This is a genomic window from Pseudofrankia saprophytica, from assembly GCF_000235425.2.
Lineage (GTDB): Bacteria > Actinomycetota > Actinomycetes > Frankiales > Frankiaceae > Pseudofrankia > Pseudofrankia saprophytica.
The window spans coordinates 7,222,299-7,236,943 of sequence record NZ_KI912266.1; the positions used below are offsets into that span (position 1 = coordinate 7,222,299).

Genomic DNA, 14,645 nt, shown 5'->3' on the forward strand with positions numbered 1-14,645 from the left:
GCCGCCGCGGCTGCCGCGGCTGCCGCGGCTGCCGCGGCAAAGAACATCGGGGCACAGAACGTCGGGGCACAGGACGTCCCAACAGTGTTATCCGCACGCGTACTTGTTGAGAGGAGCTCCGCGTGACCGCTGCCACGGATATCTACTACGATCCGTACGACTTCGCCATCGACGAGAATCCGTATCCGGTCTGGAAGCGGATGCGCGAAGAGGCGCCGCTCTACTACAACGAGCGCTACGACTTCTACGCGGTCTCGCGCTACGTCGACGTCGAGGCCCTCTCGGTCGACTGGCAGACGTACACCTCGTCCAAGGGCATCCTGATGGAGATGGTCAAGGCGGGGATTCCGACCCCGCCCGGCCTGTTCATCGCGGAGGACCCGCCCGAGCACGACATGCACCGGCTGCTCCTGAGCCGAGCGGTCACCCCGAAGCGGGTGCTCGTCCTGGAGAACCGGATCCGCGAGCTGTGCGCGGAGTACCTCGACCCGCTGGTCGGCAGCAGCCGGTTCGACCTGATGCAGGACTTCGCCAGCCAGCTGCCGATGCGGGTCATCGGCGCCCTGGTCGGCATCCCCGACGAGTACCTGCTGAACCTGCGCGACCACGTGGAGGAGTCGGCCCGGCTCAAGGAGGAGAAGCCGCAGGACTCCCAGCGGCTGCCCAGCATCGGGGAGCCGTACGCCCCGTTCCTGGAGTACAAGAAGTCGCACCCGGACGACGACTTCCTCACCACGCTGATCCAGGTCCGGTTCAAGGACGTCCTCACCGGTGAGGAGCGCGGTCTCACCGACGCGGAGATCCTCAACTACGTCGGCATGCTCTACGCCGCCGGCGTCGAGACGACGGCCCGGCTGATCGGCTGGTTCGGCAAGACGCTCGCCGACAACCCGGACCAGCGCGCCCTGGTGGTAGCGGACAGGTCCCTCGTCAAGAACACGATCGAGGAGACCCTGCGCTACGAGGTGCCGTCGCCCATCCAGGTGCGGGTGACGACCAGGCCGGTCGAGCTGCACGGGCAGACCGTGGACGCGGGGAAGATCATCACCTTGATGACCGGAGCGGCGAACCGTGACCCGGCCGCCTTCCCGGACCCCGACACCTTCGACATCCGCCGGAAGATGGACGCCCACATGACCTTCGGCAAGGGCGTCCACTACTGCTTCGGCGCCGCCCTGGCCCGCATCGAGGGCCGGATCGCGCTGGAAGAGATCCTGGACCGCTTCCCGAAATGGGATCTCGACCTGTCCGGCGCCGAACTCATTCACACCGCCACGATCCGTGGTTACCACAAACTGCCCGTGGTGCTCTGAACCCCCGAATACCCGAATACCCGAACGTCCCCACGCCACGTCACGCGTCCCCACCCCGGACGCGCGAGCCGTTCATGATCTGGTGGAATCCTCGGAGCCATAACTCCCAAAATCCCACCAGATCATGAGACGCGGCGACCCGCCCGCGGTCGACATCCGGCCGCGGGCGGGCGCGTCTGTACCGACCTCCAGATGGTCGTCTTCGTCGCTCTCGTCCTTGACAAGGAGACACAACGTTGCAGATCAAGAGCGGCGCCCGCCTGCGTAGCCAGGTCGATTCCACCGAACTCGTGGTCGTACGTCCGATTCCCGGGGAGGTCGCGCTGACCTGCGGCGGCCATCCGATGATCGACGTCAAGGCCGAGCCCCAGCCCGGTCTGGCCGTTCTGGACGGTGCTACTGGCGAGACCCAGCAGGGCAAGCGCTACATCCTCGCCGACACCGGCCTGGAGATCCTGGTGACGAAGCCGGGCACCAGCGCCCTCGCCATCGGCGCCCAGCCCCTCGTCCTCAAGGAAGCCCGTCCCCTCCCATCCAGCGACTGACCGATCGAGCTCGGTCCACGAAGGAGGCCAACGCCCGAACGAGGCCGCCGCCCGCTCAAGGCCGCCGTCAGAACGAGATCAGCGTGTGATCGAGGTCAGCGCCCGATCCACTTGTCGAAGGCGGGCCGGTCGGTGACGCCGGGTGGGCCGCCCCGCTGGTGGATGCGCAGCGTCTGGAGGTAGCCCCACATGGTGTCGGGCTCCACCAGGCCCGCTCGGACCGCGACGTGGAGGAGATGCCAGGTCCGCACGACGCGGATGCCATGCCGCGTCGCGAGCCGGACCGCATCGTTGTCGTCGGTGACGAAGTAGCCATCGACCTGGCGGTAGATCATGATGGCCAGCGTCTCGGCCTCGCCGAGATGCCGATGTGGGCGGTCGCCGGGGCTCGCGAGTTCTTCGCGGAGACGCCTGGTGTCCTGGAGTTCCGCCGCGTTGGGAAACCAGGGCGACCCGAAGATGCCCTTGGCGGCCCTCAGCGCAGCGAGTTCGGGCCGCCGCGCGGAGGCGTCGCACTCGGTCGCGACCGTGGCGCACCAACGGCCGTTGCCGTTGGCCAGCCGCTCCAGCAGGTCCATGCGGCTGAGGATCGCGAAGTTGATCAGAACCGTGGTGTCCGGGAAGAGAAGGACGGTCACTCCTCAGAGGCCCAGCGCCGCGGAAAGATCGTCGACGTTCACCTCGGGCACGGCGGGCACGTCGACCTCCAGCGCGTCGGGGTCGATGCCGAGCATCCAGGCGAGCGTGCCCTTGCCGAGGGTGCCGGACTCGATGCCGGCGAGGTGCGCTTCCTGAAGCGGGAGCGGGAAGCGGCGGCGCGCGGCGGCGTCCATGCGCAGGGTGATCTCGTCGAAGCTCGCGCCGACGGCCCAGTGACGTCGCAGCAGGCGTTGGGTGGGCTGACTGGCCCATTCCCGGAGGATGGCCGGCAGCTCACCGTTCAGGGCGTTCAGCCTGCGGGCGAGCGCATCGATGGACACCCCCCACTGCCACAGGATCTCGGCCAGGCCGGCCGCGTCCAGCGAGTTCCAGTCGATCGAGGCGAGCAGCACGCGCGGAAGGAGCAGGTCGGCGGCGAACGCGTTCGCCGCCGCCTCGTGCCGGTCACGCTCGGCTTCGGAAATTCCTTGATCGTGGTGAGCGAGCGCGAGGTGGCCCAGTTCGTGAGCCATCGACCAGTTCTCCCAGAACCAGTTGCCCGTGGCCGGCAGGACGATCACTCGATGCCCACCGAGCGTGAACGAGTACGCGGTGGACAGTTCGGCGACCCGCACGACGTCGACGCCGAATCGGGCCTCCAGCCGATCCGCGAACGGCCGCACGAAGTCCTCGCCCAGCGCGGCCCGGACCCGGTCGGCGGTGGCCGGGAGCTGGGAGACAGGTTTCGCCTGGAGGCCGCCCTGGCGATACGTCAGCGCGACGTCGCGCAGCACCTGGTCGTCGGCCTCGCGGTCGGGGACGTCCCGCCGGCCCGTCTCGTGGTCGAACCGGTGCCGCGCCGCGACCACCAAGCGGTTCGGGTCCGGCTGCCCGGTGATCAGCCAGTGAATGTCGGCGTCCAGCTCATCGGCCAGCCGAGCCACCTCGATCGAGGAGAAGGCCCGTTTCCCGTTCAGCGCACGCGAGAACGCGTCGGGAGTCATCCCGATCTTCTCCGCGAGATCCCGGTGCAGGGCACCAGGGCGGGCGCGCCCGATCAGCTCCAACGCCCGTTCTCCGATGCCGTGCATGCGACCACGCTACCTGATCGATTGGCAAAATCCCAAGTCGGACGGTCGGGTTGGCGGTCGGAATGGGAGATCAGGGTTCGACGACGACACGGAAGACGCCCTTGGACCGGTCGCGGGCGGTCTCGAAGGCGGCGGGCGCCTCGTCGAGCGGGTAGCGGCGCGAGATCAGCAGCTCGGGCAGGGCGGGGCGGGACGCCAGCAGGTCCGCCACCTCGGCGAACTCCCGGCGCCCGCCGTGGGCGCTGTAGCCGAGCGACGGCCGCAGGGCGACCTCCTTCAGCGCCAGCTGCGAGTGCGGCAGCTTCGCGTCCTCGAGGATGCCTGCGTAGACGACCGTCCCGCGCTGCCGGGCCAGCTCGATGGCCCGGTGCAGGGCGCTCTCGCTGCCACCGGTCTCGACGACCACGTCGTAGAGCCCGCGCGGGATGCCGGCGCCGAGGCGCTCGCGGGCCTCGTGCTGGTGGGGGTGGCGGGCCTCGATCGCGACCTCGTCGGCGCCCAGGGCCTGCGCCGCCGCCGCGGCGAGGATGCCGATCGCGCCGGCGCCGACCACGGCCACGCGGGTACCGGGCCCGACGCCGCCGAGACGGCAGGCGTGCCAGGCCACCGAGCCCGGCTCGACCAGGCAGGCGTCGCGGACCGCGAGCCCGGCGGGCAGCGGCAGGACCGCGCGGCGCGGGGCGCGGAAGTACTCGCTCATCCCGCCGGGCGCCGTCATTCCGAGCGCGCTGTGCAGCAGGGTGTCGCAGAACTGGTAGTTGCCGTCGTCGCAGTGCGGGCAGTTCCCGCAGCCGGTGATCGCCTCGACGGCGACGGGCGTGCCGTCGGCCAGCACGCCGGAGATCTCGTGGCCCGCGACCTGTCGGCTTCCGTAGCGCAGGTACAGGAAGTCCGACGCGCAGATGCTGACCGCCGCCACCTTGATCAGCTCACTGTCACCGTCGTCCGCTGGCTCGTCGACCTCGACCACCTCGACGCCCGGCGGCGCGTTGCGTACGGCCTTCACGCGCCCGCCTCCTGGCTGTCCGCCGACGACAACGGCGAGGCCGGCCGTTCTGGCGCTGCCGCCGGTGCCGGCGGTGCGGGTGAGGTCGGTGGTGCAGGTGGTGCCGGCGGTACGGGCGGTGCCGCCAGCAGCACCCGCATGTCCCGCAGCACCGAGCGGTTGACCACCTCGATGCGCAGCCCCGCGCTCGTCGTGTGGTACGCGAACCCGCTCGGGCGCGTCGGCCCCGCCCCGCAGGTCTCCAGCGGCAGGCCGGCCTCGGTCAGTGCCCGGGACGAGGCGACGAGATCGTCCACGAAGTAGCCGATGTGATGGATCGCGCCGCCACGCGAGGGCATCCAGGTCGTGCCCGGCACCTGTTCGATGAGCTCCAGGAGCGGCTCGTCGAGCGAGTAGACCATCCGCAGCAGCACCGTCGTCTCCCCCGCCGGCGTCCAGACCGCCGTGGGGTGCTCGACCGCCGGCATCCAGCGGTAGCCGGCCAGGCGCGTGAGCTGCTCCATCGACCCGGCGAGGTCCTGGACGACGACGCAGGTGTGGTACAGGTCCGCGGCCCTCAGGGGTGACAGGGGTAACGGGCAGGGCTCGTTCATCTAGGACCTCCGCAGCAGGATGGCGCCGGCCGGGGCGAGTCCCCCGGTGCTGACGGCGGCGACCGAGCATCCGTCGACCTGGCGGGCCCCACCCTCGCCGCGCAGCTGGACCACCGCCTCGTGGATCATTCCCATGCCGTGCGTCCGGCCGGCCGACAGCTGGCCGCCGTGGGTGTTCAGCGCCACGACCCCGTCCTTGAGGGCGATGTTGTGACCACCGGCGACGAAGTCGGCGGCCTCGCCGATCCCGCAGAATCCCAGGGCCTCCAGCCAGGACAGGCAGTTGAAGGTGAACCCGTCGTACAGCTCGGCCACCTGGACGTCGGCCGGCCGCAGCGACGTTCGGGACCACAGGTGCGCGGACGGCCCGAGGGTCTGCGGCTCGTGGCTGGTCGTGCTCTGGTGCCACAGGAAGCGCTCGGTGATCTGGGTGCCGACCGCCTCGACCAGGACGGGCGGCTTGGGGCGGTCCTGGGCCGTCTCCACCGCGGAGACGATGACGGCGAGGCTCGCGTCCATCGGCACGTCACAGTCGTAGAGCCCGAACGGAGTCGTGATCATCCGGGCGCTCAGGTAGTCGTCCATCGTCATGGGCTCGCGGTAGACGGCGTCGGGATTGAGCGCCGCGTTCGCCCGCTGGTTGATCGCGATCCAGCCCAGCGCCTCGCGCGTCGCGCCGTAGCGGTGGAAGTAGTTCGAGGCGATCATCGCGAGGTTGAGGGCGACCGAACCGACCCCGTAGGGGGCGACGTACCCCTGCGGTCCCGCGACCCGACCGGTCCTGCCGATGCCGTACGGGCTGCCGCCTCCGGGGTTGGCCGCCCGCTGCTGGGCGGCGTAGGTGGCCTGCCACACCGTCCGGAAGCACAGCACGTGGCGGGCCAGGCCACTCGCGACGGCGAGCATCGCGGCGACGACGGCGCCGCCGGGGCCGAAGGTCTCCGAGCCGCCGTTGTACCAGGTCGGCCGGATGCCGAGGGCGTCCGCGACCACCATCACGCCGCCCTCGGTGAAACCGCCAATCAGCTCGCCGCCCGGATAGGTCGACAGCCCGTCGATGTCGGACAGCTCGAGACCCGCGTCGGCGACGGCGGCCTTGGCCGCCGCGACCGCGAGCGTGAGCGGCGGCAGCATGAGCCGCCGGCCGACCGGGGACATGCCGATCCCCGTGATCGCCACCCGGTCCTCGAACTTGTCGGCCCGCGCCATCGGCCGCACGTACCGGGCGTGCTCACCCGGCGCGATCGGGTCGTCCGGGAGGTCTCCGAACGCCTCGCCATCACCATCGCCGGGCCGGACCGGCGCGAACACCGGTAGCCACACGTCCTCGGCGGGCTCGAACCGGACGCGCACGCGCTGCCCCACCGCCGCCCCGCCCGGCGGCACGTCCACCAGGTTCGTGACCAGCCGGGCCCTGGGGTCGTCGTCGAGGGCGACCGAGCCGACGACGAACGGCGGCGGGAAGGCCGGCTCCCACGGCTGGTGGTTGACGGTGACGCCGACCACGGTGCCGAGCCCGCTCACCTCGGCGGCGCCGAGGCGCTCGGAGTGGCAGTAGCAGCAGACCGGCTGGGGCGGGTGCACCAGCGACGCGCAGTCCTGGCACCGCTGGATCCGCAGGACGCCGTCACGGCCCGCGGTCCAGTAGAAGCCGTTGAGATCGTCGAGGGCCGGGAATGGCCGGGCGGGCGGAGGGCTCGCGTCGGACGTCATGGCCAGATAATATATTTGCTACTTGCTACTTGAGAAAGTGGCTGGGCCATCCTCGGGAGGTACGCAGTGTGGGATTTCGAGACCGAGCCCGAGTTCCAGGAGAAGCTGGACTGGGCGGAGCAGTTCGTGCGCGAGGAGGTCGAGCCCCTCGACGCGCTGTGGCGGCACAAGGTGTTCGAGCGTCCGGTCGACCCGACGCTGGCCCGCATCGTCGGACCGCTCAAGCAGCAGGTACGTGACCATGGGCTCTGGGCCTGCCACCTTGGCCCCGAGCTCGGTGGCCCGGGCTACGGACAGGTGAAGCTCGCTCTCCTGAACGAGCTCATCGGGCGCGCCGCCTGGGGCCCGGTCATCTTCGGCACCGCCGCGCCCGACACCGGCAACGCCGAGATCCTCGCCCACTACGGCACCGACGAGCAGAAGCGCCTCTACCTGCAGCCGCTGCTGGACGGCGACATCGTCTCGTGCTTCGCCATGACCGAGCCCCAGGGCGGCTCCGACCCGAGGGTCTTCACCACCACCGCCGTCCGCGAGGGCGACGAATGGGTGATCAACGGTCTGAAGTTCATGGCCTCGCACGCCAAGTGGGCCGCGTTCTACATCGTCATGACCGTGACGAACCACGACGTCGACATCCACCGCGGCGCGTCGATGTTCATCGTGCCGGCCGACACGCCTGGCATCGAGATCGAGCGCAACATGGCGCTGTTCGGCCACGAGCCGGTCGGTGAGGGCACGCACGGCCTGGTCCGCTTCACCGACGTCCGGGTGCCGGCCGAGAACATCCTCGGCGGCGAGGGGCAGGCCTTCGCCATCAGCCAGACCCGGCTCGGCGGCGGGCGCATCCACCACGCGATGCGCACCGTGAGCCAGGCCCGCCGGGCGCTGGACATGATGGTCGAGCGGGCGCTGAGCCGCGAGACCCGCGGCAGCGTGCTCGCCAAGAAGCAGTCGGTGCAGAACTACATCGCCGACTCCTACGCCGAGCTCATGCAGTTCCGCCTCTTCGTGCTGTACGTGGCCTGGCGGATCGACAAGCTCAAGGACTACCAGGCCGTGCGGCACGACATCGCCGCGGTGAAGGTGCTCACCCCGCAGGTGATGCACAACATCACCCAGCGGTCGCTGCAGGTGCACGGCGCCCTGGGGACGACGAGCGACCTGCCGCTGAACGAGTGGTTCTCCGGGTCGATGATCCTGGGCCTCGCCGACGGGCCCAGCGAGGTGCACCGGCTGACGGTCGCCCGCAAGGTGCTGAGCGAGGGCAAGGCCACCGACGGCCTGTGGCCGACGCAGTGGCTGCCGCTGCGGCAGGAGGCGGCCCGCAAGAAGTTCGCAGAGTTCCTCGAGCCAGCCGAGTTCCTCGAGCCAGCGGAGCTCCTCGAGCCGCAGGACGCGGGCGCGTGAGTGCGGTCGTGAGCAGCGCGTCGACCATCGACGTCGACGCGCTGGGAAGCTGGATGGACTCGCGCGACCTGCCGGGACGGGGCCTGCCGGTCGAGGCTCGGCTGCTGTCCGGCGGGCGGCAGAACGAGATCTTCGAGATCCGGCGGGGCGACTTCGCCGCGGCGCTGCGCAAGCCGCCCGCGGCGGCGCCGGCCGAACGTGACGCCGGGATCCTGCGGGAGTGGCGCCTCATCGAGGCGCTCACCGGGACCGACGTGCCGGTCGCCGACGCCATCGCCGCCTGCGACGACCCGAGCGTGATCGGCCGCCCCTTCTACCTGATGGACGTGGTCGACGGCTGGTCGGTGATGAACACGCCGGGCTGGTGGGCGCCGCCGTTCGACACCGACCTCGCCGCCCGCGGCGAGCTGGCGCACGAGCTGATCAACGGCATCGTGCTGATGGGCGCGGTCGACTGGAAGGCCCGCGGCCTCGGCGACCTCGGGCGGCCGGACGGCTACCACGACCGGCAGGTCGAGCGCTGGACCCGCTTCTACCAGCGGATCCGGGCCCGCGAGGTCCCGGGGCTCGACGAGGCGACGGCGTGGCTCGCCAACCACCGGCCGCTCGACTTCGTGCCGGGCATCATGCACGGCGACTACCAGTTCCCGAACGTCATGTTCCGCCACGGCGCACCCGGGCGGCTCGCGGCGATCCTCGACTGGGAGATGGGCACGGTCGGCGACCCGAAGCTGGACGTCGCCTGGGCGCTGCACAGCTGGCCCGAGGACCCCACCGGACCGTCGGACAACGAGTACCTCGTCGGCATGCCGTCCCGGTCCGCGCTCCTCGCCTTCTACGCCGAACGCTCGGGCCGGCAGGTCGATGACTTCGACTACTACCTGGTACTGGCAAAATGGAAACTCGCGATCGTGCTGGAGCAGGGCTACCAGCGCGCGAACGGCGATCCGAAGCTCGAGGACTTCGGTGGGTACGTGGTCAAGTACATGCGGGAGGCGGCGGAGATCGCCGAGTCCAGCGACTACCCAGCGGTGTCGTGACGGAGGTGGGGACGGTGCCCGTCACATCTGCCGCGTCGGCTGATCGCGGAAGCGGCCTGTGAGCACACGCGACGTCGACCCGAGTGCGATCCGCAGGTTCGCCTCGGGTCGGCGGGCCTACGGCAACCTCAAGGACGAGGCGGCCGACTTCATCCGGGACGCGATCGTCTCCGGCGCGTTGCCGCCGCGCAGCAAGGTCGATCAGGACGAGATCGCGGACACTCTCGGGATCAGCCGCGCCCCGGTCCGCGAGGCCCTCATCGAGCTGGCGCAGAAGGGCTTCGTCGACGCCGTGCCCCGCCGCGGCGCGTTCGTCGCCGACGTCACCGTCGAGGACATCGAGGACCACTACGAGGTGGTGGCGCTGGTCTCGGGGATGACGGCGAAGCGAGCGGTCAAGAGGTTGACGCCGGTGGAGCTCGCCGAGCTCCGCCGGCTGCACCAGCAGATCGCCACGACCGACGACGTGACCCAGGTGCAGGCACTCAACCGCCGGTTCTTCCACGTGATCGCGAATGCCGGGAGATCGCCGCGCCTCGACACGATCCTGCGGTTCCTCGGCGGCGCGCTGCAGGGCAGCTTCTACTTCGACGCGCCCGGGTGGGTGGGCAACGAGGCGACCTACCGGGAGCAGATGCTCGGCGCGATCGAGGCGGGCGACGTGGTGGCGACGGCGCGGATCAGCGAGGAACACGTGCGTTCCTGCGCCGCCGTCACCACCAGCCACCTGCGCACCCGCGGCTACTGGCCCGACACCACGTAGGTCTCCGGCGGCCGCCGGGCCAGCCGCGGGCGACGCGGGCGACGCTACTGCTCGCCGGGGCCGGGATTCTCTCTGAGCTCGGCGAGGGCGCTTCGGTTGATCTTGCCAGTGTCGGCGCGGCCCAGGTCGTCGGCGAGCTCGAAGGTCCTGGGGACCTTGTAGCCCGCGAGATGGCTCTTGCAGTGAGAGCGGAGCGCGTCCGCGAGGCCGTCCCGGCCGGCCTCTGGCCGTGGTTGGACGATGGCGTGCACCCGCCGGCCCCATTCGGCGTCGCGCAGGCCGATCACCACGGCGTCCTCGACGTCCGGGTGCCGCAGCAGGGCGGCCTCGACCTCGGAGACGTAGACGTTGGCCCCGCCGGTGACGACCATGTCGGTTCGGCGGTCGGCGATGTAGAGATAGCCGTCCTCGTCCACCCTGCCGAGGTCCCCGATCGAGACGTAGCCTCCCGGCCGGGTACGCGGCGCCGCGTGGCCGATGTACCGGACGTCCCGCGTTCCCTGGACCGGACGGAAGTAGAGCTCGCCCACCTCCCCCGCCGGCAGTTCCGCTCCGTCCTCGTCGACGACCAGGACCTCGGTTCCCGCCGGGCGCCCGACACTGCCCGGATGCCGCAGCCACTCGTCGCCGCGAATCTGCGCGCTGCAGACTCCCTCCGAGGATCCGTAGCCCATGATGAAGCGTTCCGGGCCGACGATGTCGATCCATTCCCGAACCACCCACTCCGGGCAGGCGCCCGCGCCCTGGATGACTCGGCCGAGACTGGAGAGATCCCTTTCGCGGATGCCCGGGCTACGCAACAACCGGGTCAACATGGTCGGCACGAATGCCGCCATGACGACTCTTTCCTTCTCGATGAGATCCAGTACCTGTTCCACGTCGAACCGGGATACCAGAACGTTCCGGTAACCGTCCACGAGGGTGTGGTGCAGCATGGCGAAGCCCTGCGTGTGGTAAAGCGGCGAGCAGACCAGGTTCACGGGATGACGAGTGCCGGCGGTGTCCCCGAAAAGGGCGGGGCCGACCGCTCGCGCGCCTGAGGGCACGATCGTCGACGTCGAGGAGGCGATCAGTTTCGGCGCCCCGGTCGACCCACCCGACGCTATGAGCCACGCCGGGCTCGACACGACCGACGGGAGTCGCGCCGGCGGGGCCGCGTCGGCGGCGCCCATCAGCTCGTCGGCGGCCACCTCCTGGTCAGCGGCGGGTCGACCGTCCACCACGACCACGGCCGGGCCGGCCAACTCGAGCAGCCGCCGGCGCTCGGGCCCCGGCAGGCCAGGGCGTAACGGCAGCACGGTCGCGCCCAGTCGCCAGGCGCCGAGAGTGCAGACGACGTGCGCGCAGCGATTGGGCAGCTCGACGCAGACGACGTCCCCGGGCTGTATCCCAAATCCGTTCAGCCGGGCGGCCACCAGATTGCCTCGCCGCGCGAGCTCACCCCATGTCAGGGTCTCGCCACCTAAAGCCGTGGTCGTCAGGGCAATGAGTTCTGGATGCGCGGCGGCCAGCTCGTCCATGCGCTCCGGCCAGGTCAGGTGACCCACCGGCGCGGTCATCGCGGTCATGAGCCGATTCTAGGACGCGGTACGCGGACGATCCACGAAACGACGGCCCGCGAGAATGACGGCGCGCGGGAATTCGCCAATTCGGTTTCACCACGACGGCGGACGAGCAGACGTGCCACTCGATGGCGATCATTGTCCCGGACGGAACCCGTCGGCGAGGGATCCGTGACCGGCCCGAAGCCAGGCGCACATGATGACGACCGCCGAGTTCCGCCGCGTCACGCCGGAGCGTGGATGCGCCAGCCGGTCTTCTCTGCCAGGCTCACCGTCTCCGCCAGATCTTCGGGAACCGGCATCGGGAATCCCGAGCCCGCGAACGATCCGATGGCCGGCCGGTGACAGGCTCCGGACCAGTGCGGTGTTCGAGAGGGTGGGCACCCAGGCCGATGTTGACCAGGTTCGAGCGGGTCACTACTGTCGCAGCCAGCAGGGACGCACCCGACAGTCCAGCCGGACATGCGACGACCTATACGCCGACTCGGGCCGCCGAAGGAGAAACGGCGCAGGTGCCGCCTGCCGTCGCCGCGCAGCGAAATGGACGGCCCTGCTATCGCCTTCCAAGTAGGATTGGAGCCGTGCCGGTGACCAAGGTGTCGCTCACGCTCGACTCAGACCTGGTGCAGGAGGCCCGCGAGCGGGTCGGGCCGAGGGAGCTTTCCGCCTACATCAACGCCGCTCTGCGGCAGCGGCTGCAGCACGATCGGCTGGCTGAGTTCCTCGCTGCCTCAGACGAGGAAGCTGGCCCTGTCCCAGAGGAGGACATCGAGGAGGCGCGTCGGTGGTTCCGGCCGTGACGAGGCGGCGTCCACCCAGCGGCCCACTCGGTATCCCGTTCGTGCTCGACACCGGTGCGGTGATCGCGTTGTCCCGGCTCGACAAGACGGCGCGAACGATGCTCGCCGCCGCTCTGCGTGAGCAGTCTCAGGTCTGGGTTCCCGCTCCCGTCATCACCGAGCTCGTCCGCGGCAATCAGCGGCGAGATACCGCCGTCAACCGCGTGTTGAAGTCCGTCAGCGATGTCCATCCGCTCGACGAACCGCTCGCGCGGGAGGCCGGCAGGTTGCTCGCCGGTGGCGGCACGGCAGTGGACGCCATGGTGGTGGCGACCGCGCAACGTGTCGCGGGCGCCGGCTCAGTGGTGATAATGACGAGCGATCCCCGTGACATCACAGCACTTGCCGCGGACGACTCACGGATACGAGTGGCGGCTGCATGACCCCGTCTTCCCGGGTCGTACGCGGCGTTCTCCCCGGCTCTGCCTGCGCCCGTCGTGGCGAGCGTAGGCAGAGCCGGTCGCGCGAGACGGGTGACCACGGCCGTACGGCGTCTACAGGGTGATGGGCAGGTGCTTGTGGCCGCGGACTGTGCTGGTGTGCAGCATCTCGACGCCACCCCGGTCGATCTCCCACTTCGGGAAGCGGCGCAGCGTCTCCTCCAGCGCGACGCGCGTCTCCATCCGGGCAAGCGCCGCGCCGAGGCAGAAGTGGATGCCATGGCCGAGGGAGACGTGGCCGTCGACCTTGCGGCGGATGTCGAACCGGTCTGGGTCGGGGAACCTGCGTTCGTCGCGGCCGGCGGACGCGGTCAGCAGCAGCACCTTGGACTTCGCCGGGATCGTCACGCCGTGCAGCTCGACGTCGCGCAGGGCGGTGCGGCCCTGCACCGCCGACGGCGCGGCGTAGCGCAGCAGCTCCTCGACGGCGTTCGGGATCAGTCCCGGGTCCTCGGCGAGGTCCGCGCGCGCCTCCGGGTTCTCGGCGAGGATGAGGCCGGCCCAGCCGACCAGCCGGGCGACGGTCTCGGTCCCGGTGCTGACGAGCAGGCAGGCGAAGTCCGTCGCCTCCTCGCTGGTCAGCCGGCGGGTGCCGCCGTCCTCGGTGCGCATCTCGGCCTCGACCAGGGCGGTCATCATGTCGTCGCGTGGGTTCGCACGGCGGGACTCGATCGCGTCGCCGAAGTAGTCGTACAGCTTGATCTGGGCGCCGAACGAGATGTCGTTGACGATGCCCTTGTTCTCGTCGATGTGAAACGCCTGGTCGATCGTCCGACGAATCTCCTCGCGGTCGGCCTCCTCGACGCCGAGCAGCTCGGACATGACCCTCGACGGCAGCTGGGCCGAGAACTCCTGGACGTAGTCGAAGCCGGCGGAGCCGAGGTGCGGGTCGAGCAGCTCTGCGGACACCGACCGGATGTAGGGCTCCAGCTCGGCGATGCGCCGCGGGGTGAAGGCCCGGGAGACCAACAGCCGGATCGCGGTGTGCGCCGGCGGGTCCTTGAAGATCATGAATCCGGTGTCCATCGGCTCCGAACTCATGATCTCCAGCACCGTGCCGTAGACGGAGCTGAAGGTCGCCGGGTCGCGGTGGGCGGCGTCGACATCCTCGTGCCGTGACAGCGCGTAGAAGTCGAGCCGGTCGTTGCGGTAAACGGGCGCCTCGTCGCGCAGTCGACGCCAGACCGGATACGGGTCGACGTCGATCGCCTTGTCAAATGGGTCCCAGTACAGATCGCGCACAGCCGAAACCCTCGCCACCGTGATTATAATTGGTATTTACCTCGACCAAATCGGAGCATAGTCGGCGACGGAGATCCCTCCAGGCGGCGGCGGCGAGGCCTGGTGGGTGGTGCGTCACACCGCATTTCTAATCCCGCCGGCCGAACTACGTCACGACAACATTTCAAAGAGGACGTCGCCCCACACGCCCGGCGTCTCACCTCGTGACACATCGCGCCTACCCTCCGCGTGCGGCGCGACGGATGACCTGGGCGATCGCGCGGGCGGCGCCCAAAACTGTCGTCCATCGGCAACGGCCCGGACAGTCCCATTCGCTACGCCCAAGACGCCGCGGGAGGTCTGAACCCCGCGACGCCGGCTCACCAGGACGGACACGGAGTTCGATCCCGCCGGTGGCCCCGCTTTCCGGCCGAGGAGCCCACCTCGGCGTGGATCTCCGCCGTTAGGCCGTA

14 protein-coding genes are annotated in these 14,645 nt (G+C 70.1%); 7 read left to right on the forward strand and 7 right to left on the reverse strand.

Annotated elements, in window-relative coordinates:
* Positions 1-122: 122 nt before the first annotated feature.
* Complete coding sequence (locus FRCN3DRAFT_RS0230395) at positions 123-1,313, forward strand: cytochrome P450 (RefSeq protein WP_007509827.1); 1,191 nt, start codon at positions 123-125, stop codon at positions 1,311-1,313.
* Between the two features lie 236 nt (positions 1,314-1,549).
* Complete coding sequence (locus FRCN3DRAFT_RS0230400) at positions 1,550-1,858, forward strand: hypothetical protein (protein WP_007509828.1); 309 nt, start codon at positions 1,550-1,552, stop codon at positions 1,856-1,858.
* A gap of 95 nt (positions 1,859-1,953) precedes the next feature.
* Here FRCN3DRAFT_RS0230400 and FRCN3DRAFT_RS0230405 read toward each other — a convergent pair whose 3' ends face one another.
* The 5 genes from FRCN3DRAFT_RS0230405 to FRCN3DRAFT_RS0230425 all read right to left on the reverse strand — a co-directional run bounded on the left by FRCN3DRAFT_RS0230405 (position 1,954) and on the right by FRCN3DRAFT_RS0230425 (position 6,900).
* Positions 1,954-2,496 (reverse strand): PIN domain-containing protein, encoded by a 543-nt coding sequence (locus FRCN3DRAFT_RS0230405; RefSeq protein ID WP_007509829.1) that lies wholly within the window; start codon positions 2,494-2,496, stop codon positions 1,954-1,956.
* A 3-nt stretch (positions 2,497-2,499) separates the two neighbouring features.
* On the reverse strand, positions 2,500-3,588 hold the full coding sequence (locus tag FRCN3DRAFT_RS47055; protein WP_007509830.1) for an ImmA/IrrE family metallo-endopeptidase: 1,089 nt from the start codon (positions 3,586-3,588) through the stop codon (positions 2,500-2,502).
* Between the two features lie 70 nt (positions 3,589-3,658).
* A complete protein-coding gene (locus FRCN3DRAFT_RS0230415; protein ID WP_007509831.1) occupies positions 3,659-4,594 on the reverse strand; it encodes a zinc-dependent alcohol dehydrogenase in 936 nt (311 codons plus the stop codon).
* Complete coding sequence (locus tag FRCN3DRAFT_RS47060; protein ID WP_007509832.1) at positions 4,591-5,187, reverse strand: VOC family protein; 597 nt, start codon at positions 5,185-5,187, stop codon at positions 4,591-4,593. The genes FRCN3DRAFT_RS0230415 and FRCN3DRAFT_RS47060 overlap by 4 nt, the downstream gene beginning before the upstream one ends.
* Positions 5,188-6,900, reverse strand: a complete 1,713-nt coding sequence (locus FRCN3DRAFT_RS0230425; protein WP_007509834.1) for a thiolase C-terminal domain-containing protein — start codon at positions 6,898-6,900, stop codon at positions 5,188-5,190.
* A gap of 66 nt (positions 6,901-6,966) precedes the next feature.
* Here FRCN3DRAFT_RS0230425 and FRCN3DRAFT_RS0230430 point away from each other — a divergent pair, with 66 nt between their 5' ends.
* Genes FRCN3DRAFT_RS0230430 through FRCN3DRAFT_RS0230440 form a run of 3 tightly spaced genes read left to right on the forward strand, consistent with a single transcriptional unit; the run spans position 6,967 to position 10,110 of the window.
* The gene (locus tag FRCN3DRAFT_RS0230430) at positions 6,967-8,307 is read left to right on the forward strand and encodes an acyl-CoA dehydrogenase family protein (RefSeq protein WP_007509836.1); all 1,341 of its coding nucleotides are present in this window, start codon (positions 6,967-6,969) and stop codon (positions 8,305-8,307) included.
* A 53-nt stretch (positions 8,308-8,360) separates the two neighbouring features.
* Complete coding sequence (locus tag FRCN3DRAFT_RS0230435; protein WP_198536182.1) at positions 8,361-9,347, forward strand: phosphotransferase family protein; 987 nt, start codon at positions 8,361-8,363, stop codon at positions 9,345-9,347.
* Between the two features lie 58 nt (positions 9,348-9,405).
* Positions 9,406-10,110 carry a GntR family transcriptional regulator gene (locus FRCN3DRAFT_RS0230440; protein WP_007509839.1) on the forward strand — a complete coding sequence of 235 codons (705 nt, stop codon included), beginning with the start codon at positions 9,406-9,408 and terminating at the stop codon, positions 10,108-10,110.
* A gap of 44 nt (positions 10,111-10,154) precedes the next feature.
* Here FRCN3DRAFT_RS0230440 and FRCN3DRAFT_RS0230445 read toward each other — a convergent pair whose 3' ends face one another.
* Complete coding sequence (locus FRCN3DRAFT_RS0230445) at positions 10,155-11,678, reverse strand: class I adenylate-forming enzyme family protein (protein ID WP_007509841.1); 1,524 nt, start codon at positions 11,676-11,678, stop codon at positions 10,155-10,157.
* A gap of 575 nt (positions 11,679-12,253) precedes the next feature.
* On the opposite strand from FRCN3DRAFT_RS0230445, the gene FRCN3DRAFT_RS47065 reads away from it, so the two are divergent.
* Both FRCN3DRAFT_RS47065 and FRCN3DRAFT_RS50000 read left to right on the forward strand, forming a co-directional pair.
* Complete coding sequence (locus FRCN3DRAFT_RS47065; RefSeq protein ID WP_007509845.1) at positions 12,254-12,472, forward strand: hypothetical protein; 219 nt, start codon at positions 12,254-12,256, stop codon at positions 12,470-12,472.
* 41 nt (positions 12,473-12,513) lie between these two features.
* A complete protein-coding gene (locus FRCN3DRAFT_RS50000) occupies positions 12,514-12,894 on the forward strand; it encodes a PIN domain-containing protein (protein ID WP_157845277.1) in 381 nt (126 codons plus the stop codon).
* A 111-nt stretch (positions 12,895-13,005) separates the two neighbouring features.
* On the opposite strand, the gene FRCN3DRAFT_RS0230460 is transcribed toward FRCN3DRAFT_RS50000, so the two are convergent.
* The gene (locus FRCN3DRAFT_RS0230460; protein ID WP_007509850.1) at positions 13,006-14,193 is read right to left on the reverse strand and encodes a cytochrome P450; all 1,188 of its coding nucleotides are present in this window, start codon (positions 14,191-14,193) and stop codon (positions 13,006-13,008) included.
* Between the last annotated feature and the right edge of the window lie 452 nt (positions 14,194-14,645).

Coding starts and splice junctions, on each gene's coding strand:
- FRCN3DRAFT_RS0230435 (WP_198536182.1), top strand. CDS start 8,361: ATGGACTCGCGCGACCTGCCGGGACGGGGCCTGCCGGTCGAGGCTCGG.
- FRCN3DRAFT_RS0230445 (WP_007509841.1), bottom strand. CDS start 11,678: ATGACCGCGATGACCGCGCCGGTGGGTCACCTGACCTGGCCGGAGCGC.
- FRCN3DRAFT_RS47060 (WP_007509832.1), bottom strand. CDS start 5,187: ATGAACGAGCCCTGCCCGTTACCCCTGTCACCCCTGAGGGCCGCGGAC.
- FRCN3DRAFT_RS47055 (WP_007509830.1), bottom strand. CDS start 3,588: ATGCACGGCATCGGAGAACGGGCGTTGGAGCTGATCGGGCGCGCCCGC.
- FRCN3DRAFT_RS0230425 (WP_007509834.1), bottom strand. CDS start 6,900: ATGACGTCCGACGCGAGCCCTCCGCCCGCCCGGCCATTCCCGGCCCTC.